The sequence below is a fragment of the Streptomyces sp. NPDC048353 genome, from assembly GCF_055587165.1.
The window spans coordinates 263961-289792 of sequence record NZ_JBVJGU010000003.1 but is presented as its reverse complement, the minus strand read 5'-3'; the positions used below and the strand labels follow the sequence as shown (position 1 = coordinate 289792).

The 25832-nt window shown below is 73.9% G+C and carries 20 protein-coding genes and 1 pseudogene; 10 read left to right on the top strand and 11 right to left on the bottom strand.

The annotated features are described in order from the left end of the window. Nucleotides 1–464: 464 nt before the first annotated feature. The 3 genes from ACZ6RC_RS11730 to ACZ6RC_RS11720 all read left to right on the top strand — a co-directional run bounded on the left by ACZ6RC_RS11730 (nt 465) and on the right by ACZ6RC_RS11720 (nt 3992). On the top strand, nt 465–2024 hold the full coding sequence (locus tag ACZ6RC_RS11730) for a glycoside hydrolase family 71 protein (protein WP_469581359.1): 1560 nt from the start codon (nt 465–467) through the stop codon (nt 2022–2024). A gap of 70 nt (nt 2025–2094) precedes the next feature. Next, nucleotides 2095–3531, top strand: coding sequence for a WGR domain-containing protein (locus tag ACZ6RC_RS11725; protein WP_469581355.1), 1437 nt, complete (start codon nt 2095–2097; stop codon nt 3529–3531). Continuing rightward, the gene (locus tag ACZ6RC_RS11720) at nt 3528–3992 is read left to right on the top strand and encodes a hypothetical protein (RefSeq protein WP_391134724.1); all 465 of its coding nucleotides are present in this window, start codon (nt 3528–3530) and stop codon (nt 3990–3992) included. The genes ACZ6RC_RS11725 and ACZ6RC_RS11720 overlap by 4 nt, the downstream gene beginning before the upstream one ends. Before the next feature lie 49 nt (nt 3993–4041). On the opposite strand, the gene ACZ6RC_RS11715 is transcribed toward ACZ6RC_RS11720, so the two are convergent. Then, nucleotides 4042–4464 (bottom strand): DUF350 domain-containing protein, encoded by a 423-nt coding sequence (locus tag ACZ6RC_RS11715; RefSeq protein ID WP_391134721.1) that lies wholly within the window; start codon nt 4462–4464, stop codon nt 4042–4044. A gap of 253 nt (nt 4465–4717) precedes the next feature. Between ACZ6RC_RS11715 and ACZ6RC_RS11710 the strand changes: the two genes are divergently transcribed. Continuing rightward, nucleotides 4718–5275: a DoxX family membrane protein gene (locus ACZ6RC_RS11710; protein ID WP_391134718.1), complete on the top strand. Its 558-nt coding sequence runs from the start codon at nt 4718–4720 to the stop codon at nt 5273–5275. A gap of 89 nt (nt 5276–5364) precedes the next feature. Continuing rightward, nucleotides 5365–5634 (top strand): annotated as a pseudogene (locus ACZ6RC_RS11705) (DNA topoisomerase IB); the annotation flags it as partial. Here ACZ6RC_RS11705 and ACZ6RC_RS11700 read toward each other — a convergent pair. The 3 genes from ACZ6RC_RS11700 to ACZ6RC_RS11690 all read right to left on the bottom strand — a co-directional run bounded on the left by ACZ6RC_RS11700 (nt 5627) and on the right by ACZ6RC_RS11690 (nt 8424). Next, a complete protein-coding gene (locus ACZ6RC_RS11700; RefSeq protein WP_469581351.1) occupies nt 5627–6157 on the bottom strand; it encodes a hypothetical protein in 531 nt (176 codons plus the stop codon). The pseudogene ACZ6RC_RS11705 and the gene ACZ6RC_RS11700 overlap by 8 nt on opposite strands. Before the next feature lie 222 nt (nt 6158–6379). Further along, nucleotides 6380–7189, bottom strand: a complete 810-nt coding sequence (locus ACZ6RC_RS11695; RefSeq protein ID WP_469581348.1) for an SDR family oxidoreductase — start codon at nt 7187–7189, stop codon at nt 6380–6382. Nucleotides 7190–7359: 170 nt separating this feature from the next. Continuing rightward, complete coding sequence (locus tag ACZ6RC_RS11690; RefSeq protein WP_469581345.1) at nt 7360–8424, bottom strand: glycosyltransferase family 2 protein; 1065 nt, start codon at nt 8422–8424, stop codon at nt 7360–7362. 951 nt (nt 8425–9375) lie between these two features. Between ACZ6RC_RS11690 and ACZ6RC_RS11685 the strand changes: the two genes are divergently transcribed. Beyond that, complete coding sequence (locus ACZ6RC_RS11685) at nt 9376–11046, top strand: alpha,alpha-trehalose-phosphate synthase (UDP-forming) (protein WP_469581342.1); 1671 nt, start codon at nt 9376–9378, stop codon at nt 11044–11046. A gap of 186 nt (nt 11047–11232) precedes the next feature. Here the strand turns inward: ACZ6RC_RS11685 and ACZ6RC_RS11680 are convergent, their stop codons facing one another. Together ACZ6RC_RS11680 and ACZ6RC_RS11675 are read right to left on the bottom strand one after the other, a co-directional pair. Continuing rightward, nucleotides 11233–13707 (bottom strand): polysaccharide lyase 8 family protein, encoded by a 2475-nt coding sequence (locus ACZ6RC_RS11680; RefSeq protein WP_469581339.1) that lies wholly within the window; start codon nt 13705–13707, stop codon nt 11233–11235. Between the two features lie 65 nt (nt 13708–13772). Continuing rightward, a complete protein-coding gene (locus tag ACZ6RC_RS11675) occupies nt 13773–14852 on the bottom strand; it encodes an SMP-30/gluconolactonase/LRE family protein (protein ID WP_469581335.1) in 1080 nt (359 codons plus the stop codon). Between the two features lie 490 nt (nt 14853–15342). On the opposite strand from ACZ6RC_RS11675, the gene ACZ6RC_RS11670 reads away from it, so the two are divergent. The 3 genes from ACZ6RC_RS11670 (at nt 15343) to ACZ6RC_RS11660 (ending at nt 19358) form a co-directional block, all read left to right on the top strand. Beyond that, complete coding sequence (locus ACZ6RC_RS11670; RefSeq protein WP_469581333.1) at nt 15343–16395, top strand: substrate-binding domain-containing protein; 1053 nt, start codon at nt 15343–15345, stop codon at nt 16393–16395. Nucleotides 16396–16707: 312 nt separating this feature from the next. After that, nucleotides 16708–18327 carry a sugar ABC transporter ATP-binding protein gene (locus tag ACZ6RC_RS11665; RefSeq protein WP_469581330.1) on the top strand — a complete coding sequence of 540 codons (1620 nt, stop codon included), beginning with the start codon at nt 16708–16710 and terminating at the stop codon, nt 18325–18327. Continuing rightward, on the top strand, nt 18324–19358 hold the full coding sequence (locus tag ACZ6RC_RS11660; protein WP_469581328.1) for an ABC transporter permease: 1035 nt from the start codon (nt 18324–18326) through the stop codon (nt 19356–19358). Before ACZ6RC_RS11665 ends, ACZ6RC_RS11660 begins: the two co-directional genes overlap by 4 nt. A 279-nt stretch (nt 19359–19637) precedes the next feature. On the opposite strand, the gene dgoD is transcribed toward ACZ6RC_RS11660, so the two are convergent. From dgoD to ACZ6RC_RS11635, 5 genes are read right to left on the bottom strand one after another with little or no spacing between them, the layout of a single operon-like run. Then, a complete protein-coding gene (dgoD, locus tag ACZ6RC_RS11655) occupies nt 19638–20783 on the bottom strand; it encodes a galactonate dehydratase (protein ID WP_469581325.1) in 1146 nt (381 codons plus the stop codon). Beyond that, nucleotides 20780–21532 (bottom strand): SDR family NAD(P)-dependent oxidoreductase, encoded by a 753-nt coding sequence (locus ACZ6RC_RS11650; RefSeq protein WP_469581322.1) that lies wholly within the window; start codon nt 21530–21532, stop codon nt 20780–20782. The genes dgoD and ACZ6RC_RS11650 overlap by 4 nt, the downstream gene beginning before the upstream one ends. 60 nt (nt 21533–21592) lie before the next feature. After that, the gene (locus tag ACZ6RC_RS11645; protein ID WP_469581319.1) at nt 21593–22750 is read right to left on the bottom strand and encodes a sugar kinase; all 1158 of its coding nucleotides are present in this window, start codon (nt 22748–22750) and stop codon (nt 21593–21595) included. Beyond that, nucleotides 22747–23373: a bifunctional 4-hydroxy-2-oxoglutarate aldolase/2-dehydro-3-deoxy-phosphogluconate aldolase gene (locus ACZ6RC_RS11640; RefSeq protein ID WP_469581316.1), complete on the bottom strand. Its 627-nt coding sequence runs from the start codon at nt 23371–23373 to the stop codon at nt 22747–22749. The genes ACZ6RC_RS11645 and ACZ6RC_RS11640 overlap by 4 nt, the downstream gene beginning before the upstream one ends. Further along, a complete protein-coding gene (locus tag ACZ6RC_RS11635) occupies nt 23370–24425 on the bottom strand; it encodes an SMP-30/gluconolactonase/LRE family protein (protein WP_469581313.1) in 1056 nt (351 codons plus the stop codon). The genes ACZ6RC_RS11640 and ACZ6RC_RS11635 overlap by 4 nt, the downstream gene beginning before the upstream one ends. Before the next feature lie 128 nt (nt 24426–24553). Here ACZ6RC_RS11635 and ACZ6RC_RS11630 point away from each other — a divergent pair, with 128 nt between their 5' ends. Further along, on the top strand, nt 24554–25804 hold the full coding sequence (locus ACZ6RC_RS11630; protein ID WP_469581310.1) for an ROK family protein: 1251 nt from the start codon (nt 24554–24556) through the stop codon (nt 25802–25804). The last annotated feature ends 28 nt before the right edge of the window (nt 25805–25832 follow it).

Here is a 25832-nt window from a genome sequence, read left to right as displayed (position 1 = left end):
TGCGGTTCACGCGAACGACCTCAGAAGGTGATGGCGCGTTCATCTCGTGACAAGGCGGCCCGCGTTCTCGCGGCCGACCGCATAATACGCCCGGCGGGCCCGAGTTGGCGCACGTGAGGCGGTGAACGGAACCTCCGGGTCCGCCCGAAGGAAGGCAGACCTCACTTCTCGAAAAGTTCCCAGTGTGGCGAAAACCACAGTCATCCCCTGGTGGAGAGGCGGGCAGGAACGGGACCTTCCGGACGAAACGAATTCGGTCGTCCGCCGCCGGCGAAGCGGAACCCGCCGCCCCCTCGTCCGCCGCCGGTCACCCCCGCCGACGCGCCCGCAAGCGGTACCGGCCGCGCCGCCGGAGACCGCCCGGCGCGACCCGGACGGTTGTTGTCCCCCGGTGCGGGATCGGCTGTACTACTGACAGCGCAGCCCGCGGGACCGCGGCAGCCTCGACCCGCCGGAGGGACCCCATGGCGCCCATCCCCACCCCACCCGCCCTGCCGGGACGCAGGACCCGCGCCGCACGGCCCCACCGGGCCCCGGGACGCCGCAGACTCCTCCCCGGCCTCGTGCTCGGCGTCCTGCTCGCCGGATCCCTCGCCGGCATCGGCGCGGCGGCGGCGCTCCGCGACGGCGCGACGGCGGAACGGGCCACCACGGCGGAGCAGTACAGCACCGCCCTCCCCTTCGACCTCCCCGACACCCGGACCCTGCGCGCCTCCGGCAAGCTGGTGTTCGCCCACTACTTCACGCCGTACCCGCTCTCCCTCGACAACCGGCCGCCGCGCGACGACTACTACAGCCGCAACTACCTCACCGCGAACGGCGAGAAGGGCAAGCACCGCGCCTACGCCGGACTCCTGCGCGACCGTCCGCTGCCCGCCGGACCCGAGACCGGCGACTGGGAGCTGGCCCACCTGCGCCAGGAGGTCCGCACCGCACGCGACGCCGGACTCGACGGCTTCACCGTCGACCTCCTGTCGCTGAGCGGACGCAACTGGGAGCGGGTCGAACTCCTCATGCGCGCCGCCGCCGAGGAGGACCCCGGCTTCCGCGTCCAGCTCATGCCGGACATGACCTCCCTCGACACCACCCCGGCTGCCCTCGCGGATTCGCTCGCGCAACTCGCCCGCCACCCCTCGGCCCACCGGCTTGCCGACGGCCGGCTCGTCGTCTCCCCCTTCAAGGCGGAGGAGAAGGACCCCGCCTGGTGGCGGCTCACCATGGACGAACTGCGCTCCCGGCACTCCGTCCGGACCGCGCTCGTCCCGCTCTTCCTCGACTTCACCCCCGACCGCGAGCGGTACGCGTCGATCAGCCACGGCTTCTCCGACTGGGGCAGCCGCACCTACCACCGCCAGTCCGGTGCCACCGCCGACGCCGACCGCGCCCACCGGCTCGGCAAGATCTGGATGCAGCCCGTCTCCGTCCAGGACGCCCGCCCCAACCAGGGCATCTACGACGAGGCGGGCAACACCGAGACCCTGCGCGCGAGCTGGGGCGCGGCCATCGCCTCGAACGCCGACTGGGTCCAGCTCACCACCTGGAACGACTACTCCGAAGGCACCCACTTCGCGCCGTCCCTGCACAACGGCTACGCCTATCTCGACCTCTCCTCCTACTACCTCACCCGGTTCAAGACCGGCGCCTGGCCGAAGATCGTCCGGGACACCGTCTATCTGACCTCCCGCGTCCAGTTCGCCGGCGACAGGCCCCCCGCCGCGGCCCAGCCGAAGGTGATAGAGCCGCGCGAGGGCACCGCCCCGCCGCGGGACACGGTGGAGGTGCTGAGCTTCCTCACGGCGCCCGCGCGGGTGCGCACCGGCACCGGGGGAACGCAGGGCGCGTACCAGGCACCGGCGGGTGTGCACGCGCAACTCCTGCCGCTGCGCACCGGCCACAGCGAGGCCACCGTGGAACGCGCCGGACGGATCACGACGACGGTGACCAGCCGCTATCCGGTACGCCGGCCGATCGACCGGCAGGACCTGCAGTACTACGCCGTGACGAGCGGCCGCAGCCAGCGCTGAACCGGGGCCGGGGAGGTGCCGGGGTCCGGAGCCGGGGAGCGTTGTCAGTGGCAGCGCCTACGGTTTCCTCATGACGACGAAGACCTATCTGGAGCTGTCCCAGGACGGCGGCGGCGCGCACAAGTTCTACGAAGTGACGGTCGACGACCTCGTGGTGTCGGTCCGTTACGGCCGGATCGGCTCGGCCGGACAGACCCAGACCTCCACCTTCCCGACCACCGAGAAGGCCCGTGCCGCGGCGGCGAAGAAGATAGGGGAGAAGGTCCGCAAGGGGTACGCCCCGGCGGTGCAGGGCCGGCGCGCCGCCCGGTCGGTCACCCGCCGCGAGGTCGTCTCCGCACCCTCCACGGCGCGCGCCGTCGCCCCGGTCCTGTGGCGCTTCAGGACCGGCTCCGCCGCCTTCGGCATCCACGTGGACGACCAGCACGTCTATGTGGGGAACCAGGCCGGCTCGGTGTACACCCTGAGCCACACGGGTGACGTCCGGGCCCGGTTCAGCCTCCCCGACGGCGTGAAGTGCCTGGTCGCGGACGACTTCTGGATCTACGCCGGCTGCGACGACGGCCGGGTGTACGACCTCTCGTCGAAGCTGCCCTTCGCCGCGTACGACATCGCCGCCGACGTCGACATCTTCTGGCTCGACATCCACGAGGGCGTCCTCGACGTCGCCGACCGCTCCGGGCGGCTGACCGTCATCGACCACGAGGACGAGCACCAGTGGTCCCGCAACAGCCGGGGCGAGCACGCCTGGATGGTCCGCGCCGACGGCGACGCCGTCTACCACGGGCACAGCAAGGGCGTCACGGCGTACGCACCCGACGGGGGAGGCGAGTTGTGGCACACCGCGACCGCCGGCGGCGTCCTCTTCGGATGGCAGGAGGACGCCGCGGTCTACGCCGGAACCGCCCACCGGAAGGTGCAGCGGCTGGCGAAGAAGACCGGGCGCGTCGAGGCCGTGTACGCCTGCGACAGCCCGGTGTACTCCTGCGCGACCTCGCCGGGCGGCCGGTTCGTCTTCGCCGCCGACTCCGCCTCGTCGGTGTACTGCTTCGCCGAGGACGGCACCCGGCTCTGGAAGCTGGGCACCGGCGGCGGCTCCGCGCTCTCCATGCAGTACCGCGAGGACCGGCTCTATCTGGTGACCACGGACGGTTCGCTGGTCTGTGTGGACGCGAGCGAGGCGGCGATCGCCGCCGCCCAGCAGGGCACGGTGCCGGTCGCCAAGGACATCAAGCTCGCCGCGGCCCTGCCGACCTACGAACCGGCGACGACCGTGGAGGCCGTGACGGTGGTGAGCGCCGCGCCGGCCGGCTCGGTCGTCGTGGAGTGCGTCCAGGAGGGCGGCAGGACCCGGGTGCACGTGATCTCCGAGGGCTACGAACCCTCCTGGAACGTGCAGTTCCCCCGAGCGATCCGCGAGGCCGGCGCACGGTACGTGGTCGATGCCCTGCACCCGGCCTCCGGCGGCTTCTACCGGGTCCGCGGCGACATCCGGCGCCTGCAGTGAGCGGCGGGGCGTTCGAGGCGGCGACGGGGGACGGCCCGCCGCCGCCGGCCGAGGAGGCCGAGCAGCGGTCGCGGGAGGTGCGGGCGGCCTGGGAAGGGCTGCTGCAGATCCGCCGGTTGAGCCGCCGCGACGGCGGCGAGCCGGGCGCCCTGCCCGCCGAATGGGAGCGAAGACAGCCCGTCCGCGCGATCGCCCTCGCCCTGGAGGCGGCGAAGACGCCTCCCTCGGCCGTCGACCCCGCCGGAGCGCGCGTGGCGACCGGCTACCGCGTCACCGCGGGGGAGCGGCCGGGCACGGCCGTCGTGGAGTGGCTGGGACCGCCGGCCGGCGGCGCCGCGGGAGAGGCGGAACCCGCCCTCACCCGGCTCGTCCCCGCCCTGGAGCGGTGCGGCTGGGAGGCGCTTCTCTACCGGGGACCGCGCGGCCGGCGCTTCCTGGAGGTCGAGCCGCTCGGCGGCTGACACCGGCGGAGGTGGGCGCGTCTCCCCGGCCACGGGCCGGGCGCGGGGGTCAGGCGATGGAGGCGGAGAGGATGGCGGAGACCGCCAGGTTGCACGAGGCCGTCACCCAGACCGCCGGGTGCGGCTCGGGGTCGACGAGGGTGGCGCCCAGCTTGCCGGGCGTGACCAGGTCCACCACCAGGAACGCCACGGCCATCATCACCAGACCCAGCAGACCGAACGCGGCCGTGGAGGCAAGCCCCTTGCCGAAGGAGTCGTAGGTCGTCCAGATAGACGTGAAGACGATCCCGCCGATGCCGAGCAGCGCCGAGCTGAGCAGGAGCGCGGCGTTGCGGTTGCGCTCCTCCCAGATCTGCCGCCCGAGCTTCCCCGGCGTCAGGAGGTCCACCAGGACGATGCCGAGGATCAACAGCACCACACCCAGGGCGCCGTAGGCGGTGGCCCGGCCGAGGCCGTTGACGATGTCGCTCATGGGATTCCGGCTCCGAACAGAAGTGATCGCGGATGATCGAGGGGCGGGGGACCGGCAAAATGTAGCGCACGACTCCGCCGGGCGGACCGGGCGGTCGGGAACGGACGGACGGGACGGCGCGGGCCGGGCAACCGCGGGGCGGCGTACCCCATGTGGCGCAACAACGCAGAGGCCCCGGCTCCCGGGGCGGCGAGAGTGGGTCACGGAGGGCACGCCGTACGCCCGCCCCGACCCCAGCGACCGGGAGACCCCTATGACCTGCCTCAACCGACGCGACCTCGGGCTGCTCGTGCTGCGGGTCGGCACCGGCGCCGTTCTCGCCGCGCACGGAACCCAGAAGCTCTTCGGCTGGTTCGGCGGCGGCGGGGTCGAAGGCACGACCCACGCCATGGAAGCCATGGGCTTCTCCCCGGGCCGGGAGAGCGCGATCGCCGCGGGGGCCGGTGAGACCGGCGGCGGAGTCCTGCTCGCCCTCGGCCTCGCCACCCCCGCCGCCGGGGCCGCGGCGGCCGGCGCCATGGCGGGCGCGGTCGCCGTCCACGCCCCGGCCGGCTTCTTCGCCCAGGCCGGGGGCTATGAGTACCCGGCCTTCCTCGGCTTCACCGCCGCCGCCATCGGCGTCGCCGGTGCGGGCCGCTACTCCCTCGACCACGCCACCGGGCACGTCGTCGACCGCCCCTGGGTCGTCGCCGTCGCCTTCCTCGGCAGCGCCCTCGCCGCCGCGGCCGTCGTCGGACGCCGCGGCCGGATCCAGTCCGCCCGCTCGGCCGCGGAGCCCGTGCTCGACCCGGGCCCCGACGAAGCACCCTGAGCCCGGCCGGGCGGACCCGGATGCGCGGACCCGACGTACGGGGCCGGTCCGCGGCACTCGACCCCCTTCCGCCGCTCCCGGCTGGCCCCGTCGCCCTCGCCGTCTCCGAGGAGAGGGCGGGGGAGTCTCGGACCGCCCGGGCCAGGGCGGTCGGCCGGGCCGTACGGGAAGTCAGCGGCTACCTCGGCAACACGCCCGCCGTCTGCCGCAGTTCGTACATCGACCCGACCGTCGTCGAACGCTTCGAGGCCGGGGATACGATCGCGTCCGCCCTGGACCGCCTCGGCGAGGACGGGGTGTTCGGCCGCCCCGCCACCCAGGGGGCGGTGGAGCGGGCGGTCCTGCGGCTGCTCAACTGAGGCTCGCGGGAGGGAGGTCGCGCGGGGCGGGCGCTCCTGCCGCGGTCGACCGTACCTCCGCTGTCAGGACGTGCGTCGCGGCCGTCGTCCGCATGGCCTCCAGGGCCTGGGACTGGCGCCGGGCGCGCTGGATCAGCTCGTCCAGGGCGTCCGGGTCGAGACGGGGATCCGTCCGGGCCAGCCCGCGCAGGGAGCGCCAGCAGTCGGCCTTGCCCTCGACGGCCAGCCGCATCGCCTCCAGTTCGAGGACGTCGCTGAGCGGGGAGCGGGTCAGCACCCTTCCGTTGAACTTGAACCGTCCGAGCCTCTCGGCCGCCCACCCCGCCGCGGCCCTGGAACGCCGCCGGGGGACGCCGAGCACCTCCATGAGCCGGCACAGCGTCCGGCGGTCCTCCCGCACCTCCTCGGCCAGCTCGGCGAGTTGCCGTTCGAAGGCCCTGCCGCGATGCGCCCGGGTCATCCGGCGCGCCAACTGCACACCCGCGGAGGCTCCCGCGAGGTGGTCGTTGAGATAGACGGCCACCAAGGGGGGTCCGGAACGCTTCCCGGCACCCCTGCCGTGCCTCCGCCCCGGCCCCCTCGGCTCTTCCGCTCCCGCCTCCGCCGTCGTCCTCGTGCTCGTCCTCGTCTTCACTTCGCCTCCGGCTCGTCCGCCCCGAGCGGCCGCCCGCGCGAACGGCGCGCGCGGCGTGTCCGCCGGTCATGCGGCGCGTACCCGCCGCCGTCCCGCCCAGACATCCCGTCGTCAGGGGCGCCGCCAGTCGTCGCTCTCCAGGTGCGAGCCCGCCATCGGCCCCATCCGCAGCATCCCGCCGTCCACCGACCACGAGGCGCCGGTGACGTACGACGCCTCCCGCCCCGCAAGCAGCGCCACCACGGCCGCCACCTCACGGGCGTCCCCCGGCCGGCCGAGCGGGATGCCCGGGCGGGACGCGGCGAGCACGTCGGCGTCCTCCTGGCCGGTCATCGGCGTGGCGATCTCGCCGGGCGCGACCGCGTTCACCGTGATGCCGTGCTCCGCCAGCTCCAGCGCCATGACCTGCGTCAGCAGCCCCAGGCCGCCCTTGGCCGCGCAGTACGGGCCGGCGCCGACCCGGGGCTGGTGCTCGTGCACCGACGTCACGTTCACGATCCGGCCGCCGCCACCCTGGGCGATCATGCGGCGGGCCGCGCGCTGCGAACACAGCAGTGGCCCGACGAGGTCCACGTCGAGGACGGAACGGACGGTCGCCAGGTCGAGATCGAGGAAGGGTGTGGCCGTACCGGTCCCCGCGTTGTTGACGAGGACGTCGACCCGGCCCAGCTCCTCCGCCAGCAGATCGACCACGTCGGCCGCCTCCGGCAGCCGCGTCAGGTCCATCCGCGCGACCGCCGCCCTGCGGCCCTGGGCACGCACCTCCTCGGCCGTGGCCGAGGCGCCCTCCTCATCGGTGTGCCAGGTGATGCCCACGTCCAGTCCCGCCTCCGCCAGCCGCACCGCCACGGCGCGGCCGATACCGGAGTCCGCCCCGGTGACGATCACCGTCCGGGGGTCGAAGCCGAGGGTGTCGGCCATGGCTCTCCTTCCTTCACGAGCGGTTCCGTCGGTCGGTCACGGCCCTCAGGGTTCCCCGGAAGCACGACCACAACCTCGGCGGCCGCGTCTCCCCGGCGGCACCGACAGCGTGGACCTCACCGTGTCCACCGGAGGTTCGGCCCGCGGGACCCGGCCATCGATACGGCCGGTCATGAGCGGACCTCCGCCCGCCGGGGCCCGTCCGGAGCCGTCGGGTGGAGGGAGGGCGGGCCGGCCGGGCCGCGTGGGCGGGCGGCGCGGTGGGCGACCAGGCCGCGCGCGCGGTGCCAGGTGGCGGCCGCGGGGATGACCGTGCTCGTCAGGAGCACGGTGGTGATCTCCTCCCGCGTGCGGGGGCCCGGGGCGATGCGGGCGAGAGCGAACTCGGCGGTCCCCGCGAGCCAGCCCGCCGCGCACATGGCGGCGGCGCCCCGGCGGCCGAGTGCCGCGCAGCACAGGGCGGAGACGCCGACCGCGGTCACCGCCAGGTGGCGGGGGATCCGGCCGCGGGGGGCGTCCGCGCGGGTCCACCAGTCGGGGCCGTGCAGCCGCTCCATCAGGATGTCGTCGGCGTTCCCGGCTTGTTGGCGCAGGGAGACCCAGCGGTCGGCGGGGCGTACGGGATGAGAGGTCCTGCGGGTGCCGGCCGCGAGGACCCAGCCGCCGTCGAGAAGCCGCAGCGCCAGGTCGGTGCCCTCCCGGCAGGCGCGCCGGAAGCGTTCGTCGAAGCCGCCGGAGGCAGCCAGCGCCTCGCGGCGGAAGGCCATGTCGGCGGTGATCCAGCGGGCGATGGAGAGGTCGGCCGTGCGGCGTTCCCAGTCGGTGGCGCGGCGGTCCGCCGGCAGCGGTACGTCGATGCGCGCGGAGACCGCCGCCGTGTCGGACGACGCGGTGGCGAGGTCGCGGGCCAGGTCCTCGCCCCAGGTGGCCGAGGGGATGACGTCGTCGTCGAGGAAGACGATCCACGGGGCGGAGCCAGCGGCCGCGGCGCCGGTATTGCGGGCCGCTGCCGGGCCGCGCCCTCCGCCGGGCACCAAGACGGTCCTGGCCTTCAGGGCGTCCGGGATCCGGAGCCCGGGGATCGCTCCGCCGCCCGGCCGGTCGTGGACGATCAGCACCTGGGCCGGCCCCGGCCCGGGGGAGGCGGCCAGGGCGTCGAGACAGCGGCCGAGGCTGGGCCGGCCGAGGGTCGGGATGACGACGGCGTACGAGAGTGGGGGGCGGGTGTCGTTCACCTGGACCCCCCGCCCGCGAACGGCCGGACGGAGCCGGTGCCGCCCGTGACGACCGCGTGCTGCCTGCGGGGCGCGGATGAAGGCGACATGGGTGATCTCCTCCGACGGGGTGGGGAAGACGGGCCGCGGCGCCGGTCCCGCCGGGGTCGGCGACGCCCTTCCGCCCCGGGGAGGGGGCGGTGGTCCGGCTGACCGGAGCGGAGCTTCAGCGTCCGTCATGGGGGTGCGGGCCGCCAGACGGGACAGCCTGTCCGAGTGGTCTGCGACGGTGAGCGGGACGCGGCGGCATGGATGACGGGGCGGTCCGCGTGGCGGCCCAGGACAGACGGGTCCACGCCCTCGCCGGTCGGCGTCGGACGGGCGTCGGTCACAGGCCAAAAGGGAGACCGCGAGAATTCCCGGGGTACCGGAAAGAGCAGTCGGGAGGGGGCTCGGGTCGACGAGCTGAAGGCATTCCACATCCTCCGCCCTCCGGGCCGCCCCCGTTTCCGGCCGTCCTCGCCCACCGAGCGGAGCGTGCCCCGATCCGCCCCGGGCGCCTCGCCCGTCGCAGGGGTCGCATTTCTGCCCACGCGCGGGGTGATTCTCGGGCATGCCTTTCTCCGGCCGCGGCGCTGTCCCCTGGAGCGCCGTCAGAGGCCCATGGACGCCCGGCCGCGCCGTCGCGGTGGCCGTGGGGCGGAGGGCCGCCTCGGGGGAGCCCATCGGGAAGGGGAGCCTCTTTCGCTTCGGCCCCTCTGCTCTCACCCGTTTCCCCCGACACAAGAGCACCGGCGGGGGAAAGGAATATGCCGCCACCGTGCATGAATTCGAGCAATAAGCCAGCCTGTTGGACATTTTCGAGAACCACCGGGGCACCACCGATCTGAAGGCGATCGTCGACTTCCGGAACTACGCCCACCGTTTTCCTGGTGTGCCTGGACCGAGTGATCTCCCGAAAGAGGGCTCCGGATGGAAGAGCTGCACAAGAACGGGCTGCGCGGCAACGGGCCGCACCGGAACGGGCTGCACCGGAACGGGCCGCGCGAGGAGGGGTCGCCGGGAAGCGAGTCGTCGGCAAACGGGTCGCCGGGAAACGCGTCGAGGGGGAACGAGTCGCAGGGAAGCGGGTCGCCGGGGCACGGAACGCCGTCGGCCGGAGCCGGGCTCGTCGTCGTCGCCAACCGGCTTCCGGTGAGCCTGGAGCGGGGCGCGGACGGCGCCGAACGGTGGCGGCGCAGCCCCGGCGGTCTCGTGAGCGCGCTCGAGCCGTTCCTCCGCGCACAGCAGGGGGCGTGGGTCGGCTGGCCCGGGGTCGGCGGGACGTCCCGGGGATCCTGGCAGGACGGCGAACTGCTTCTGCACCCGGTGGACTTGACCGCGGAAGAGGTCGACCAGTTCTACGAGGGCTTCTCCAACGCCACCCTGTGGCCGCTGTACCACGACGTCGTCGTGCCGCCGGAGTACCACCGCCGCTGGTGGGAGGCGTACGTCCAGGTCAACCGGAAGTTCGCGGTGGCCGCCGCCCAGGTCAGCGGGCACGGGGCGACGGTCTGGATCCAGGACTACCAGCTCCAGCTCGTCCCCGCGATGCTGCGCGACCTCCGTCCCGACCTGCGGATCGGGTTCTTCCTGCACATCCCGTTTCCGCCGGTCGAGCTGTTCATGCGGCTCCCTTGGCGCACCGAGATCGTCCAGGGACTCCTCGGCGCCGACCTCATCGGCTTCCACCGCCCGATCGGGGCACGGAACTTCCAGTGGCTCGCCCGGACGCTTGCCGAGGCGGAGACCGCACGGCCCGTGTCGGCCGTCGATGACGAGCCCGGCCTGCTGACGGTCGGCGACCGCACGGTCGGGGTGGGGGCCTTCCCGATCTCCATCGACGCGGCCGAACTCGACCGGCTGGCCCGCAGGCCCGACATCGAGCGCCGTGCCCGGCGGATCCGCGCCGACCTCGGCAACCCCCGGAAGGTCGTGCTCGGAGTCGACCGGCTCGACTACACCAAGGGCATCGACGTCCGGCTGCGCGCCCTGCACGAGCTGCTCGCCGAGGGCCGGATCTCCGCCCGGGACACCACCATGGTGCAGATCGCCACCCCCAGCCGCGAGCGCGTCGAGCACTACATCCGGATGCGCGAGGACATCGAACGCGCCGTGGGCCGCATGAACGGCGAGTTCGGCCGGGTCGGACACCCCGCCGTGCACTACTTCCACACCTCGGTCGACCGCGAGGAGCTCGCCGCCTTCTACCGCGCGGCCGACGTCATGCTCGTCACCCCGCTGCGTGACGGGATGAACCTCGTGTGCAAGGAGTACGTCGCCTGCCGCCACGACCTCGGCGGCGCGCTGGTCCTCAGCGAGTTCGCGGGCGCCGCCGCCGAACTCACCGACGCGCTCCAGGTCAACCCGTACCACCTGGAGGAGGTCAAGGCGCAGCTCGCCCGTGCCCTGGAGATCACCCCGGAGGAGGCGCGGCGCCGGATGAGCGCCCTGCGCGGCCAGGTCCTCACCCACGACGTGAGCCACTGGGCCCGCTCGTTCCTGACCGCCCTGCGCGGCGGCGCGGCGGGCGTCCCTCCGTCGGGCGCCGGCGCCGCGGTGGGCGAGCCGGTCGGCGCCGCCGGGCAGGCCGTACCGCTCTGACGCCGCCGCGCCGGCAGGTGAGGACCTCCGCCGCCCGTGCGGCCCCGGGAAGGTCGCCGTCCCGGTCGCGGGGCGGCGACCCGTCGTCGCGTAGGGGAGTACGGCGCACCCGGACGAGACCTGAACCGCGCCCGACGCCCGCGCTCCCGCGGCCCGGGCCCCGGGGCTCAGGGGTGCCCGCGCGGATCAGCCCAGGCGGACCACCGCACGGTGCACCCCCGCGAGGGTGCCCGGAGTGACGCGCAGCCTGAGGCTCGGACCGGTGGCCTGGACCGCGACCGTGGGGTCCTTCGACAGGACGGCCGGGACCGGCCGGTTCCAGGTCAGGTCGACGGCCGCTCCGTCCCGTAGGGGGCCGGAGACGCAGACGGTGGCGGTGGTGCCCGTCTCGCGGATCAGCACCGAGGCGGGCGCGCCGGCCGTCACGGCTCCGACCGTGCCGCCGAGCCAGAAGTTGATCCCGGTGAAGCCCAGGGACGGGACGCGTACGCCCTGCTGGTCGTTGCTGTTGACGAGCACCTGGAGCCAGGCCGGGTCGGCCGCGCGGGCCGCGGTCGCCGCGGTGCTCGCGCCGGGCATCAGGACGTAGGAGTACGCGGCCCAGGTCGGGTCGGTGCCGTGGTCGAACCAGAGGGTGAGGTAGCGGCGGGTGACCGGATCGGTCGCGGCGCCCCGGTTGATGTCCGACCAGGCGCCGGTGCGCGCCTCGCGCAGTGCCTTCAGCGGCGCGGCCGCGCCGCCCGGGAAGACGTACCCCGCGTGCCCGGCGAGGTGTGCCCACCGGGCGCCGGTGAGGGTGGCGCTCCAGCCGGGCGTGGTGGGCCGGGCCGAGCCGTCGACGGTGAAGGCGTGGACGCCGTTCGCGCCGAGGTTGCGGTTCTCGACCACCGACTCGACGCCGGTGCCGTCGCGGCCGTGGATCCCGGCGCCGAGACAGACGACCGCGTCGTCCAGGAAGAACCACGACTTCTTGGCGAGGAGGGTGGAGGCCGGCCCCTTGAGGTACTGCCCTACGGCCGCGTACGTGCCGTCGGTGGCCCCGCCGACCCAGCGCACGTCCGGCCGGGCGACGCCCCACGCGCCGCCCTGGCCGTCGGTGAGGGGCTTGCGGGAGGCGGTGGTGCCGGGCAGCCGGTAGGGGTCGACCGTGGGCCAGAAGTCGTCGCTGTACTGGCCGTTGGCGAAGTCGCCGCCCCACCAGTACAGCATCCCGGAGCCGCTGTGCCAGGCCCTGAGGTTCTCGCCGTTGCCGTTCTCGTAGTACGTGATCCGCTTCGACGCCATGGACAGACCGGCCGCCCAGCCCGGGCGGCGGTGCACGGCCCGGTCCATGCCGGGGAAGAGGCGGTGCCCGACCGGCTCGGCGGTCGCCGGCGCCGTACCGCCGTCGACGGTCTTCAGACGGGCGAGGGCGGCGACCCCCAGGGCGGGACTGGTGAGGAGCGGGCTGTAACGGTCCCGCGCGATCCAGCCCTTGACCATGCCGTCCCAGCGGGCCTTCTCCGCCGCGGACGCGCTCCGGGCGAGCAGGGCCACGCACGCGATGATCGCGTGGCCGCGCAGGTGGTCGTCCTGGCGGACGCCCCGGGTGTCCGCCTTCTGTACGCCCCGGCTGATCGCGCGGCCCGAGACGGCGTCCATGGCGAGGCCGTTGAAGAGGAACGGCGCGTACGCCTTCTCGACCGAGTCGAACACGACCTGCCGGCCGCTCTCCGTGACCTCCCACGCCGAGCCCTTGAGGAGGGCGAACAGCATCGAGAGGCCGCCGAGCATGACGGCGCCGTACGAGCCGGCGTACGGGACGTAGAGGTGCTGGACGAAGCTGCCGTCGGCGTAGAGCCCGTCTCCCGAGGAGACGTACGGGAAGACCGGCGACAGCGCGTCGCGCGCGAGGGCGAGCTTCGCCGGGGCCCTGCCGACGACACCGCGCAGCGCGAGGACCCGGCACAGGTCGACCCGGTTGGCGCCGGTGGAGGTGCCGGTGTAGGCCGCGACCGCGCTGTCGGGGACGAAGTGGTCGACGGCGGCGGTGTGTTCGGCGATACGGGACGCCCCGAGGTGCTCGTACAGCAGCACGTCGATGTCGAACAGGGCCTGGGGGATGCCGATCTGCCAGTTGTACCAGTTGCCGTAGCGGGCCCGGCCCGCGTGGAAGGCCTGGTCGTGGAGGTGGTCGAGCCCGCGGAGGACATCCGCGCGCAGGCCGGTGTCGCCGGTGAGGCCGGTGCCGGGCTGGGCGTACGCCTCGGCCAGGGTCCGCAGCCGGTTGAAGCCGGTGTTGAGGTTCCCGGAGTACGTGTACGACTCGGCGTCCGTGTCCGGCTCCGGGTCGAGGTAGGGCAGGTCGGGCCAGAGCGAGCCGTTCGCCGGGGACATGGCGGAGCGCAGGGCGCGGGCGGTCTCGCCGAGCGCGGCGAGCTTCGAGGCGAACGGTTCGGCGGCGGGGTCGAGGTCCGTGCCGAGGAGGAGGTCCCGCCAGGCGAGGCGGAGGGTGTCGTACGCGTCGGCCGCGGGGGCGGCCGCGGCGGAGGCGGACATCGCGAACGGCGCGACGGCCGCGGCGCCCAACGCCGCGCGGAGCAGGGCGCGTCGGGACGGCGACGCGGCGGTGACGGCGGCGGGGAGCGAGGCCGGAAGAGCGGCGGGGAGGGGTGGGCGCATGGCGAGGGACCCCCGGGAGGTGGGGTGGCGGTGCGGGAGGAACGCCCGCTAGTAAGCGGTTTCTCTCATGACGGCCGACGCGGAGTCAATGAGTCGTCCGCATGCGGGTCTTCCCATGTTTCCCGGTACCCCTGCCCGTGTCCCTCCTCGTGCTCCGCCCCGCCCTCGCTCCGGGCCGCGTGCCCGCGTTCCCCTCCGTCGTGAGGCGGGGTGGCGGCGGGCGGGCGGTCCCAGCGGCTGTCGTCGTACGGCGGCGTCGGCAGCCCGGTCGGTCCCGGCCGGCAGAGGAAGAGCCGGCCGGCGTCCGGTTCCGGCGGGCCGTCCGGAGCGGCTCGTTCCGTGCCGCGGCGCGGCCTGGCCGTGGTGATCATCAGGACGTCCAGGTCCGGGCCCGCGAAGGCGCAGCCGGAGACGTGGGCGGCGGCGACCTCCACGACGCCGGCCAGGGTGCCGTCGGGGGCGTACGCGTGGATCCCGCCGCCGCCCCACAGGGCCACCCACACCCGGCCGCCCGCGTCGACGGCCAGTCCGCGCGGTTCGGCCGAGTCGAAGAAGGCGAACGTCCTCCGGTTGGCCGGCCTGCCCGTCTCCGGGTCGTAGTCGAACGCGTCGATCCTGCGCGCGGCGGCGTCGGCCGCGTAGAGGATCCGTCCGTCCGGACTCCAGCCGAGGCCGCTCGGGGCGGAGACGTGGTGGACCAGGACGGAGACGGAGCCGTCGGGATCGAGCCGATGTATGGAGCCGCCGCAGGACCGGGCGTCGAAGGCCATGGTTCCGGCCAGCAGCCGTCCGCGGGGGTCGCACCGCGCCTCGCTCACCCAACGCCGCACGCCGTCGGGGAACGGCACCGGGAGGTCCACCCGGACGTCCGGCCCGGACCGGCTCCGGCGGACGAGCGCCGCACCTGAGCCGACGAGGAGGCCGCCCGAGGCGCACGGCACGACGGCCCCGCCCGTGTGGCCCGGCGTGAGCGTCTCCCGCAGGCGGAGGTCCGGCAGGCCGCTCGCGTCGCCCCGGCGCAAGAGGGACGCACGGCGGATGCGGCCCGCCGTGCGGTCCACCCACAGCAGCGTCTCTTCCTCCGCGTCCCAGACCGGCCCTTCGGGGAGCACGTCCGGACCGGGGGCGCACGCAACGGCCTTCATCGGCATCGGCTCCTCGATCTCCGGCTGTACACCGTCCGTCCTGACGCGGGCACCCGCCGGAAGCAGGGTTCAACATATTCCAACATTGGCGAGGGGGAGTCAATGTGATCGCCCTGCCTGGACAAAAGGTGCCAGGGCCCTGTGCGCGGCTGGACAATGTCTGTCCTTGGACGGTCGTAGAAAGCGTTTTCTTCGCACGCGGGGGCGGCGAGTGTCGGATAACAGGGGCGTATCGATCCGATACCTTCCGGCCATGCTGTTGACTTTTGATGGAAACGGCGATTTTCTGTGTCGCGTCGAGTTGATTAACGACTGACTGTGGTGACTTCAGTACCCCCCGAAGCGCCCCGGTCGCCCGCTCTCGTCACCGTCGTCGGACAGGACCGGAACCGTCGCTCCTCCCTCTCTCGACGGCCTGCCGCGAGTCCACCCGATGATCCTGTGCCTCACCGGTCGGCCGTGTGCGGCCCGTCCAAGCAAGGGGAATGACATGCTTACTGACCGAAACCGCCGACCGGCAGCGGTGGTCGTCCTGGGTCTGGCCTCCGTTCTCGCCCTGACCTCCTGCTCCAGCGGTCAGCAGGCGGCCGGTTCCGGAGGCGGTGACGTCGCCAAGGTGGACGGCAAGATCTCCCTGACGTATCTGCAGAAGCAGGGCGACCAGGAGTACTTCGTCGGTGAGGCGGCCGGAGCCAAGGCCAAGGCGGACGAGCTCGGCATCGACCTCAAGGTCGTCAACCTCGGAACCGACGCCAACAAGACCATCAGCGAGGCGCAGTCGGCGATCTCGCAGAAGAGCAACGGTCTGATCGTCGTCGTGCCCGACCCGGCCGTGGGTCCGCAGGTCGCCCAGATAGCCAAGGACGCCAAGGTCGCGCTGCTCACCTCCGACGACCAGATCTGCACCACCGGTCCTGACCCGGCCGGCTGTGCGGCCGACGCGCTGGTGCCCCGAATCGGCTTCAGTGGCGCCCAGATGGGCGGTCAGGTCGGCAAGCGCGCCGCCGAGGAGTTCAAGAAGGCAGGCTGGAACCCGGCGGAGACCCGCACCCTCTCCGCCTGGAAGCAGGACGTCACCGTCTGCACCGACCGCGTCAAGGCCTCCAAGGCCGGGTTCGCCGCCGCCGCCGGCGTCGCGGTGCAGAACATCGACGTCCCCACCGACAACAGCCCGACCGGTGCCCAGGACAAGATCGCGGCCACGATCACCGCCAACCCGGGCGTCAAGCACTGGGTGGTGTGGGGCTGCAACGACGAGAACGTCCAGGGCGGCGTGACCGCGCTGGAGAACGCCGGCTTCAAGGCCGACGACGTCATCGGGGTCGGCCTCGGCGCCTACCTCGCCTGCAAGAACTGGAGCTCCGGCAAGCCGTCCGGCATGAAGGCCGCCCTGTTCATCAACGGCAAGGACGTCGGCGCCCTGGCCGTCCAGACGATGTACGACAAGCTCAAGAACGGCAAGGCGTTCCCGAAGGAGGCCTTCGCCCCGACGAAGATGGTCGACGCCTCCAACTGGAAGGCCGCCGGCGTCACCTGCGGCTGAGCCGCGGCACTCGGCCCCGGTGCGGCGGACCGTCCCGCCCGCCGCACCGGCCCCTCCTCCCGCGCCGCGCGGCGCGGGCCCCCGGGGCCGCGCCGCCCCCGGCCCGGAAGCGCCCTCAGCCCGGGTTCCGGCCCGGAATCGCACCCGGCCCCCGGCCCGGTCTCTCGCTCGGGCCCCTGGTTCCGGCCCGGTCTCGCGTCCGGTCCCCGGTCCCGGTCCGGTGCCGCGCCGGCCCTCTGCGGCTCCCTCGCCGCCTCCACCCCGCCGGCGCTCCGTCGGCCCGTACCCGCCCCTCCAGTCCGTGAGGCCACCATGACCACACCCGGCACCCGACCCCCCGCGCCGGCAACACCCGTCCCTCCGCCAGGTGCCGGCGTCGCCGTCGAGAACATCACCAAGCGCTTCGGTGCCGTCCAGGCCCTCGGCGGTGTCACCCTGACCTTCCTCCCCGGCCAGGTCACCGCCCTCATGGGCGAGAACGGCGCGGGCAAGTCCACCCTGCTCAAGATCCTCACCGGCGACCACCAGCCCACGGAGGGGCGCGTCCTGCTCGACGGAGCCCCGGTCTCCTTCGCCTCCCCGCAGGACGCGCGCAAGGCCGGGATCCGCATCATCCCGCAGGAGCCGGAGATCATCCCGCACGTCTCCGTGGCGGAGAACGTGTACGCCGGGTCCCTGCCCCGCAAGGCCGGCCGGCGCCTCGACCGCACCGAGCTGCGCCGCCGGATCACCGCCGACCTGGCCCGCCTCGGCTTCGAGCGGGTCATCGACCCCGACCAGCTCGGCTCCGAACTGACGGCCGCGCAAAGGCAGTTGGTGGAGATCTTGCGCGCCCTCACCGGTGAGGCCAAGGTCATCGCCTTCGACGAACCGACCTCCTCGCTCGCCGAGAACGAGGCCGAGGCGCTCTTCGCCCTGATCGACCGGCTGCGCGCCCAGGGCATCGCGATCATCTACGTCTCCCACCGGATGAAGGAGATCTTCCGCCTCGCGGACCGGATCGCCGTCCTCCGCGACGGCGCCTCCGCCGGTGTGCTCGACGCCGGCACCACCAACGAGGGCGAAGTCGTCCGGATGATGGTCGGCCGTGACCTGTCCTCGCTGTTCGTACGGCAGGACGTGGCCCGCGAGGAGGTCGTCCTGGAACTGGACGGCGTCACCACCGACGACGTCAGCGACATCAGCCTCCGGGTCAGGGCCGGAGAGGTCGTCGCCCTCGCCGGGCTGATGGGCGCGGGCCGTTCGGAGCTGGCCCTCGCCCTCGCCGGCGACCGGCCCCTGCGCTCCGGACGGATCTCCCTCGAGGGCCGGCCCCTGCGGCTGCGCAGCCCGAAGGACGCGATCCGGGCCGGCATCGGCCTGGCGCCCGAGGAACGCAAGGCCCAGGCCCTCTTCCTGCAGCGCTCCATCCGCGACAACACCTCGCTCGTCAGCCTGGAGCGCCTGCGCCGGATGCGCTTCGTCCGCAGCGGCCAGGAGAAGGTCGTCGCCCAGGAGTTCTCCGACCGGCTGCGCGTCCGCACCCCGTCCATCGAGCACGAGGTGCGCAAGCTGTCCGGCGGCAACCAGCAGAAGGTCGTCCTGGCCCGCTGGCTGCTGCGCCGGCCCAAGGTCCTCATCCTCGACGAGCCCACCCGTGGCATCGACATCGGCGCCAAGGCGGAGATCTACCGGATCATCGCCGACCTGGCGCGGGACGGCGTCGCCCTGCTGGTGATCTCCTCCGAGCTGCCCGAGGTGCTCGGACTCGCCGACCGCGTCGTGGTGATGCAGAACGGCCGCGTGACCGGCGAACTCGCCCGCGCCGAGGCGACGGAGGAGTCGATCCTCAACCTCGCCATGGCCGACGACCTCGCCACCGTAGACACCGCCCCCACCCCGGCCGACCCCGCACGGCCCCGCACCGACTCCGCCCATGGAGGCTCCCGATGACCACCGCCACCAGCTCCCCGGCCGAGACCGAGAAGGCCCCGGGGCCCGCGCCGGCCCGCAAGCGCACGCCGCTGGCCGCCCTCGGCGGACAGAACCTCAGCCTCATCGGCGCGCTCGTCGTGGTGCTGGCGCTGTTCGGAGCCCTCAACGAGAACTACCTCAGCTGGTCCAACATCCAGGTCATCGGCGAGGCCGTCACGATCACCGGCCTGCTGGCCATCGTCCAGACCGTCGTCATCATCTGCGGCGGCCTCGACATCTCCGTCGGATCGCAGGCGGGCCTGGCCTCCGTGGTCAGCGCGATGGCGTTCACCTCCGCCGGCTCCAACCCGTACCTGGGGATGGGCGCCGCACTCCTCATCGGCGCCCTCGTCGGCGTCGTCAACGGCGTGGCCATCGTCTACGGCCGGGTCAACCCCACCATCGCCACCCTCGCCGGCCTCGCCGCGTACAAGGGCGTCGCCCAGCTCGTCTCCGACGGCCGCGCGCAGGGGTACGTCCTCAACGACCCGGTCTTCGTCTTCCTCGGCCGCGGCAAGATCGCCGGGCTGCCGGTGATGATCTGGATCCTCATCGTCGTCGCGGTCGCCGTGCACGTGATGCTCAAGTACACGGACATCGGCCGCAATCTCTACGCGATCGGCGGCAACGACACCGCCGCCCGCCTCGCCGGCATCAACATCAACAAGTACCTGGTCGCGGTCTACGCCCTCATCGGGGTCGTCGCCGCCATCGCGGGCATCCTGCTCACCGCCCGTACCGGTTCCGGCCAGCCCGTCTCCGGCAGCGAGGGCCTGGAACTCAAGGCCATCACCGCCGCGGCCCTCGGCGGCTGCGCGCTCAAGGGCGGCAAGGGCGGCGTCGGGGGCACGCTGCTCGCCGTCGCCCTGCTCGGAGCGCTCGAGAACGGACTCACGGTCGAGGGCATCAACACCTTCTGGCAGAACGTCGCCCAGGGCGCCCTGTTGGTGGCCGCGGTGGTCATCCAGCAGCGCCGCAGCGGCGAACGGGCCGTGGGACTGCCGCACTGACCCGGCTCCCCACCCACCGCGGCAGGACCGAGGCCCGTCCCCCCGAGGGGACGGGCCTCGCTCGTGTGCCGGACCCCTGCACCGCTCACGGACGCGACCCGAGGGTGGTCCGGGGTGGCACGGGGGACGGCCTGGGAAAGGCCCGCGCGGCGCCCACGGGAAACGCGGAGCGCCGCCGGTCTCCTGCACAGGAGACCGGCGGCGCCGAGGGGATGTACGGGCCCGCCCGTCCGGTTCAGTACGACCGGAAGGACGCCCCGACGACCGACGCCGTACGCGTCACCACTCCGCCTGGGAGCCGTCGTCGCGGCGCCACACCGGGTTGCGCCAGCGGTGGCCGGTCTCCGCGGCGCGCTCCACCGCCTTCTCGTCGATCTCGATGCCCAGGCCCGGGGCGGTGAGAAGGCCGACGTGACCGTTGTCGTAACGGAAGACGGACTGGTCCACGAGATAGTCGAGGAGGTCCGACCCCTCGTTGTAGTGGATGCCCAGGCTCTGCTCCTGGATGAGCAGATTGGGTGTGGCGAAGCCGACCTGGAGGCAGGCCGCGAGCGCGATGGGCCCGAGCGGGCAGTGCGGCGCCAGCGAGACGTCGTACGCCTCCGCCATGGCCGCGATCCGCCGCACCTCGGAGATGCCCCCGGCGTGCGAGAGGTCGGGCTGGGCGACGGCCACCCCCGCCTCCAGGACGCTCTTGAAGTCCCAGCGGGAGTACAGGCGTTCGCCGGTCGCGATCGGGATGCTCGTGGAGCGCACGATCTCGCCGATGCGGTCGCTCAGCTCGGGGACGACCGGCTCCTCGACGAAGAACGGCAGGTACTCCTCCAGGAGCGGTACCACCCGCCGGGCCATCGGGAGGGTGAGCCGGCCGTGGAAGTCCACGGCGATGTCGAAGCCGTTGCCGACCTCCTCGCGGACGCTCGCCACCCGCTCGACGATGTCGTGCACCGCGTCCGGCGTGTCGATCAGCCGCAGTTGCGCCGAGGCGTTCATCTTGATCGCCGTGAAGCCCTCGTCCCGGCGCGCCGCCGCCTCCGCGGCGACATCGGTCGGACGGTCGCCGCCGATCCAGCTGTAGACCCGGACGCGGTCACGGACATGGCCGCCGAGCAGCTGCCACACCGGCACGCCCAGGGCCTTGCCGGCGATGTCCCACAGCGCCTGGTCGATGCCGGCCACCGCGCTGGAGAGCACGGGACCGCCGCGGTAGAAGCCGCCCTTGGTGAGGACCTGCCAGTGGTCCTCGATCCGCAGCGGGTCCTGGCCCACGAGGTAGTCGGAGAGCTCCTCGACGGCGGCCGCGACGGTGTGCGCCCGGCCCTCGACGACCGGCTCGCCCCAGCCGGTGATGCCCTCGTCGGTGTCGATGCGCAGGAAGCACCAGCGGGGGGCCACCAGATAGGTACGCAGTGAGGTGATCTTCACTTGGACTCCTTCTTCACGGTCCAGCCGCCGTCCACGGTCAGGCTCGTTCCGGTGATGTACGAGGCCTCCTCGGAGGCCAGGAAAGCGACGGCGGCGGCCACTTCCTCGGGGCGGCCGAGCCGGCCGAGGGCGGTCGCCCGGGCGGACAGCTCGCGGCCGTCCTCCTCCACGCCGTCCCAGGTCTCGGTGAGGATCGGGCCGGGCAGCACCGAGTTGAAGCGCACGTCGGGTCCGTACTCGACGGCGAGCTGGCGGACGAGCGCGCACATGCCGCCCTTGGCCGCCGCGTACACGGGGTAGCCGGGCAGCCCGAACAGCGCGTGCACGCTGGAGGTGGCGATGAACGAGCCGCGTGCGGCGCGCAGATCGTCGATGAACGCGCCGACCGCGAAGAAGACCGCGGTGAGGTTGACGGACATCTCGCGGTTCCAGTCCGCGAGGGTCATCTCGTGCAGGGCCGCGTCCCGGTGGACGAACGCGTTGCTGTGCACGATGTCGACGGGTCCGAACAGCGCGTGCGTACGGTCGCGCAGGGCGGTCCAGTCCCGCTCGTCGGAGACGTCGCAGCGGCTGAACGCGGCCCGTCCGCCGACTCCGCGGATCCTCTCCGCGAGGGCCTCGCCGGGCTTCTCGGCGATGTCGGCGAGGACGACGGCCGCCCCTTCGGCGGCCAGGCGGACGGCGACGGCCGCGCCGATGCCGGAGGCCGCGCCGGTGACGACGGCGGTCCTCCCGTGGAAACGGTTCATGGTGAGGGTCCTGTAGGGGTGGGGAGAGAGAGGGGGAGGGGAGGCGAGGGAGGCGCCCGGTCAGCGGGTGACGTCCTCGCCGTGGACGAGGGCGAGTTCGGCGCGGCGGGGCAGACCCTCCCAGTCGCCCCGGACCGCGACCGTGAACGCGCCGCACGCGGCGCCGGTCCGCAGCCGTTCGCGCACCGGCGCGTCGTCGAGGAGGGCGGCGAGATAGCCGGCGACGAAGGCGTCGCCCGCCCCGATGGGATCGACCCGCGTGACGGGGACGATGTCCTGGAAGACGACCGCGTCGCCGACGGCCGCGAGGGCGCCGCGCGACCCGAGCTTGAGGACGGCCTCCCGCGGGCCGAGTCGCAGCATGGCCTGGGCCATGGCGGCCGCCTCGGCCTCGGCGACGACGAGCGTGGCCTCCTCCGGGCCGGCGAAGACGATGTCGGCCTCGGAGACGAGACGGGCGAGTTCGACGGCGGCCTCTTCGCGGGACCACAGCAGGGAACGGAAGTTGAGGTCCAGGGAGACCGTGACGCCGGCCGCCCGGGCGATCTCGACGGCCCGGCGCACCGCCGCCCGGGGGCCGTCGCCGAGCGCGGGCGTGATGCCCGTGACGTGCAGGACCCGCGCCCCGGCGACGAGCCGCTCGTCGACGTCCCCCGGCGAGAGGCGGGAACCGGCCATGCCGCGGCGGTAGTACGTGACGCGGGTGTGGTCGACGGTGCGGCGCTCCCGCAGCATGAGCCCGGTCGGGACGGTGTCGTCCTCGATGGCGCGGGTGACGTCGACGCCCTCGGCGCGCAGTCCGCCGAGGATCATCGCGCCGCCGGAGTCGGCGCCGACCCGGCCGGTCCAGGAGGCGGTGTGGCCGAGGCGGCGCACGCCGATCGCGACGGTCGCCTCCGCGCCGGCGAAGGCCAGCCGCAGCGGCGCGCCGCCGGCGAGCGGGCCGGGATCGGTCGCGGCGGCGACGATCATCGCCTCGCCGAGGGTGACCAGTGACGCCGGGGCCGGGCCGTCGGCCGCGTGCACGGGCGGGACCAGTGACGCCGGGGCCGGGCCCCCGGCCGCGCGGGCGGGCGGGACCAGTGACGCAGGGGCCGGGCCGCCGGCCACGCTGTCGGGCGCGACCAGCGACGCCGGGGCCGGGCCGTCGGCCGCGTGGGCGGGCGCGACCAGCGACGCGGGGGTCGGGCCGCCGGCCACGCTGTCGGGCGCGGTCACGAGCCGATCCCGTCCAGGAGTACGGCGGTGCGCTCGCGCAGGGCGGCCAGGCTGCCGCCCTCGCAGGCGTCGCCCACCAGGGGGCCGCCCATGCCGAGGGCGGCGGCGCCGGCATCGAGGTAGGCGGGCGCCTGGTCGAGAGAGATCCCGCCGGTCGGCACCAGGGGGATCGAGCCGAGCGGCGCGCGGACGGCACGGAGGTAGTCCGGCCCGCCGGCCGACGCGGGGAAGAGCTTCACCATGGTGGCACCGGCGTTCCGGACGGAGAGGATCTCGCTGGTCGTGAACGCGCCCGGCAGCACCGGGACTCCGAGCCGCCGGCCTTCGGCGACGACGTCGAGACAGGTCGCCGGGGTGATGAGGTACGTCGCGCCCGCCGCCACCGCCGCCTGTGCGTCGGCCGGGGTGATGACCGTGCCGGCGCCCAGCGCGAGCCCCTCGGGCTTGGCACCGGCGTACTCGCGCAGCGCGTCCAGGACGCCGGGGGTGGTGAGCGTGAACTCCACGGCCCGCACGCCCGAGTCGTGGAGGCAGTCGGCGACTTCGGGGAAGCGGCGGGGCGACGCGGAGCGGAGGATGGCGATCACCGGCGTGGCGGCGAGCGCGTCGGTCAGATCCGTCATGACGGGGTTCCCTGCTGGTCGGGGGCGGAGGTCGGGCAAGCGGAAGGGGCGGCGGAGGCGAGCGTGGCGGGGGTAGCCAGGGCGGGGCCCCCGCCCGCCGGGGAGCCGGCGGAGGCGGGACCGGGGACCGGCGCCCCGTCACCGGAGGTGTCGGCGAACGGCGCGACGGGCAGGCCCGTGGCGCCCGGGCGGCAGACGAAGAGCCGCCCGGCGTCCGGTTCGCCGCGCAACTGCTCCGGGCTGCGCCCCTCGGAGGCGGTGGTGATCACCAGCACGTCGAGCTCCGGTCCGATGAAGGCGCAGCTGGAGACGTGCGCGGCGGCCACGTCCACGACCGCGTGGGGCTCGCCCTCCGGCGTGAACGCGCGCACCTGGCCCGCTCCCCAGACGGCGACCCAGACCCGGCCCTCGGTGTCGACGGCCAGCCCGTCCGGCTCCTCGCCCTCGCCGAACGCGGCGAAGAGGCGGCGGCCGGAGAGGGTTCCGGTGGCGAGGTCGTAGTCGAAGACGTCGACGCGTCGCGTCGGGCTGTCGGCGTAGTAGAGCAGCCGGCCGTCGGGGCTCCAGCCGAGTCCGTTGGAGATGGTCACCGCGTCGAGCAGGGTGACGACCGTCCCGTCCGGATCCAGGCGGTACAGCGCGCCGGCGCCCTCGATGACGTCGTAGGCCATGGTTCCGGCCAGCAGCCGCCCCTGGGGGTCGCACGCGGCGTCGTTCATCCTGCGGCGCACTCCGTCGTCGGCGATGACCGGCGCGGCGAGCGGCCGCCGGCCGCCGTCCTCCGTGAGGATCCAGAACTCCGTCCCGGCGGCCGCGACCAGAGCCCCCGAGGCGCACGGCGCCACCGCTCCGACCGGCCGGTCGAGGGTCAGGGCGACCAGGGGGGCCACATCGGGCAGACCGCTTCCGTCGCCCCGGTCCACGAGGTCGCCACGGTGGACCAGGCCCGCCGTGATGTCGACCCAGAGGAGTTCCTGTCGATCCCTGTCCCAGACCGGCCCCTCGGACAAGTGTCCGGGCTCGGGGGTGCAGGGGACCGCGTTCCATCGCATGTCGTTGCTCCTTGTCGGGTCCCGCCCCTCGACTCTAGGACTTCGTATAACCCGTGTAAATACTCTTCCTCCAACGAATGGAATAAGGTCGGCCGCATCCATCCACCCCGACCAGGAGGACGCGACCGATGGTCAAGCGGACCGCCCAGGACATCCGGCGCGGCAACCGGTTCGACGCCCTGCGGCAGGTGTACGCGGCACCCGGGCCGGTGAGCCGGCAGGACATCGCGGCGGCCACCGGCCTCTCCTTCGCGACGGTGGCCAACCTCGCCGCGGAGCTGCTGGAGGCCGCCGTGCTCGTCGAGGCCGGCCACGAGGACTCCGGCGGCGGGCGCCCCCGGGCCCGTCTCGCGGTCAACGCCGGGCGCGGCGCGCTGCTCGGCATCGACATCGCCGAGACGGCGATCCAGGCACAGCTCTTCGACCTGGAGCTCCGGGTCCTGCACGGCGTCGAACTGCCCCTGCCCCGCGAGGAGGTCCGGCCCGCCGACGTCGTCGACACCATCGCGACCGCCGTCGCCGACCTGCTGGCGGGCTCGGGCACTCCGTCCTCGCGGGTGCTCGGTGCCGGCGTCAGCGTGCCCGGCCTGGTCGAGCGGGAGGGCGGCGTGTCGGTCTTCTCGCCGTACTGGTCCTGGCGGGAGGTTCCGCTGCGCGACCTGCTGGCCGAACGGCTCGGCATGCCGCTCTACCTGGACAACCCGCTCAAGGCCGGCACGGTCGCCGAGATGTGGTTCGGCGCGGGCCGGGACGTCGACGACCTTGTGGTGGTGACGTTGCGCGGCGGCGTGGGCGCCGGCATCGCCGTCGGCGGGGCGCTCTACCGCGGGGCCACCAACAGCGCGGGGGAGTGGGGCCACACGTGCCTCGTCCTCGAAGGCCGGGAATGCCGCTGTGGGAAGCGGGGGTGCGTCGAGACGTACGTCAGCACCTCCGGCATCGCCCGGACGGTGCGGGAACTGGCGCCGGACAGCGGCCCGCCGGGAGGCGGGGACGACGCGGCGGTGGTCGAGGCGGTCGCCCGCGCCGCCGCCGGGGGCAACCCCGCGGCCGTCGAGGCGATCGACATGACCGCCCGCTATCTGGGCGCGGCCGTGGCCAACCTCCTCAACCTCTTCAACCCCCAGGCCCTGGTCATCGCCGGGTCGACCGCGGAACGGCTCGGTGAGGGGTTCCTGAACCGGATCCGCGAGGCGGCGGCCGACCACGCCCTGCCGCAGTCCCTGCGCGCGGCGGAGCTGCGCCTGAGCACCGTCCCGGACAACCCCGTCACCCTGGGCGCCGCGACCTTCGCCCTGGAGGGGTTCCTCGACGACCGCGAGACCTTCGGACCGGTGAAGGCCGGCCGCCGCGCCGCCCGGAGCCGTACCCCTTCCTGACGGAACGCGGCGGCGAGGGCCTGCACCT

Coding starts and splice junctions, on each gene's coding strand:
- ACZ6RC_RS11730 (WP_469581359.1), top strand. CDS start 465: ATGGCGCCCATCCCCACCCCACCCGCCCTGCCGGGACGCAGGACCCGC.
- ACZ6RC_RS11725 (WP_469581355.1), top strand. CDS start 2,095: ATGACGACGAAGACCTATCTGGAGCTGTCCCAGGACGGCGGCGGCGCG.
- ACZ6RC_RS11715 (WP_391134721.1), bottom strand. CDS start 4,464: ATGAGCGACATCGTCAACGGCCTCGGCCGGGCCACCGCCTACGGCGCC.
- ACZ6RC_RS11710 (WP_391134718.1), top strand. CDS start 4,718: ATGACCTGCCTCAACCGACGCGACCTCGGGCTGCTCGTGCTGCGGGTC.
- ACZ6RC_RS11695 (WP_469581348.1), bottom strand. CDS start 7,189: ATGGCCGACACCCTCGGCTTCGACCCCCGGACGGTGATCGTCACCGGG.
- ACZ6RC_RS11685 (WP_469581342.1), top strand. CDS start 9,376: ATGGAAGAGCTGCACAAGAACGGGCTGCGCGGCAACGGGCCGCACCGG.
- ACZ6RC_RS11680 (WP_469581339.1), bottom strand. CDS start 13,707: ATGCGCCCACCCCTCCCCGCCGCTCTTCCGGCCTCGCTCCCCGCCGCC.
- ACZ6RC_RS11675 (WP_469581335.1), bottom strand. CDS start 14,852: ATGAAGGCCGTTGCGTGCGCCCCCGGTCCGGACGTGCTCCCCGAAGGG.
- ACZ6RC_RS11670 (WP_469581333.1), top strand. CDS start 15,343: ATGCTTACTGACCGAAACCGCCGACCGGCAGCGGTGGTCGTCCTGGGT.
- ACZ6RC_RS11665 (WP_469581330.1), top strand. CDS start 16,708: ATGACCACACCCGGCACCCGACCCCCCGCGCCGGCAACACCCGTCCCT.
- ACZ6RC_RS11660 (WP_469581328.1), top strand. CDS start 18,324: ATGACCACCGCCACCAGCTCCCCGGCCGAGACCGAGAAGGCCCCGGGG.
- ACZ6RC_RS11650 (WP_469581322.1), bottom strand. CDS start 21,532: ATGAACCGTTTCCACGGGAGGACCGCCGTCGTCACCGGCGCGGCCTCC.
- ACZ6RC_RS11640 (WP_469581316.1), bottom strand. CDS start 23,373: ATGACGGATCTGACCGACGCGCTCGCCGCCACGCCGGTGATCGCCATC.
- ACZ6RC_RS11635 (WP_469581313.1), bottom strand. CDS start 24,425: ATGCGATGGAACGCGGTCCCCTGCACCCCCGAGCCCGGACACTTGTCC.
- ACZ6RC_RS11630 (WP_469581310.1), top strand. CDS start 24,554: ATGGTCAAGCGGACCGCCCAGGACATCCGGCGCGGCAACCGGTTCGAC.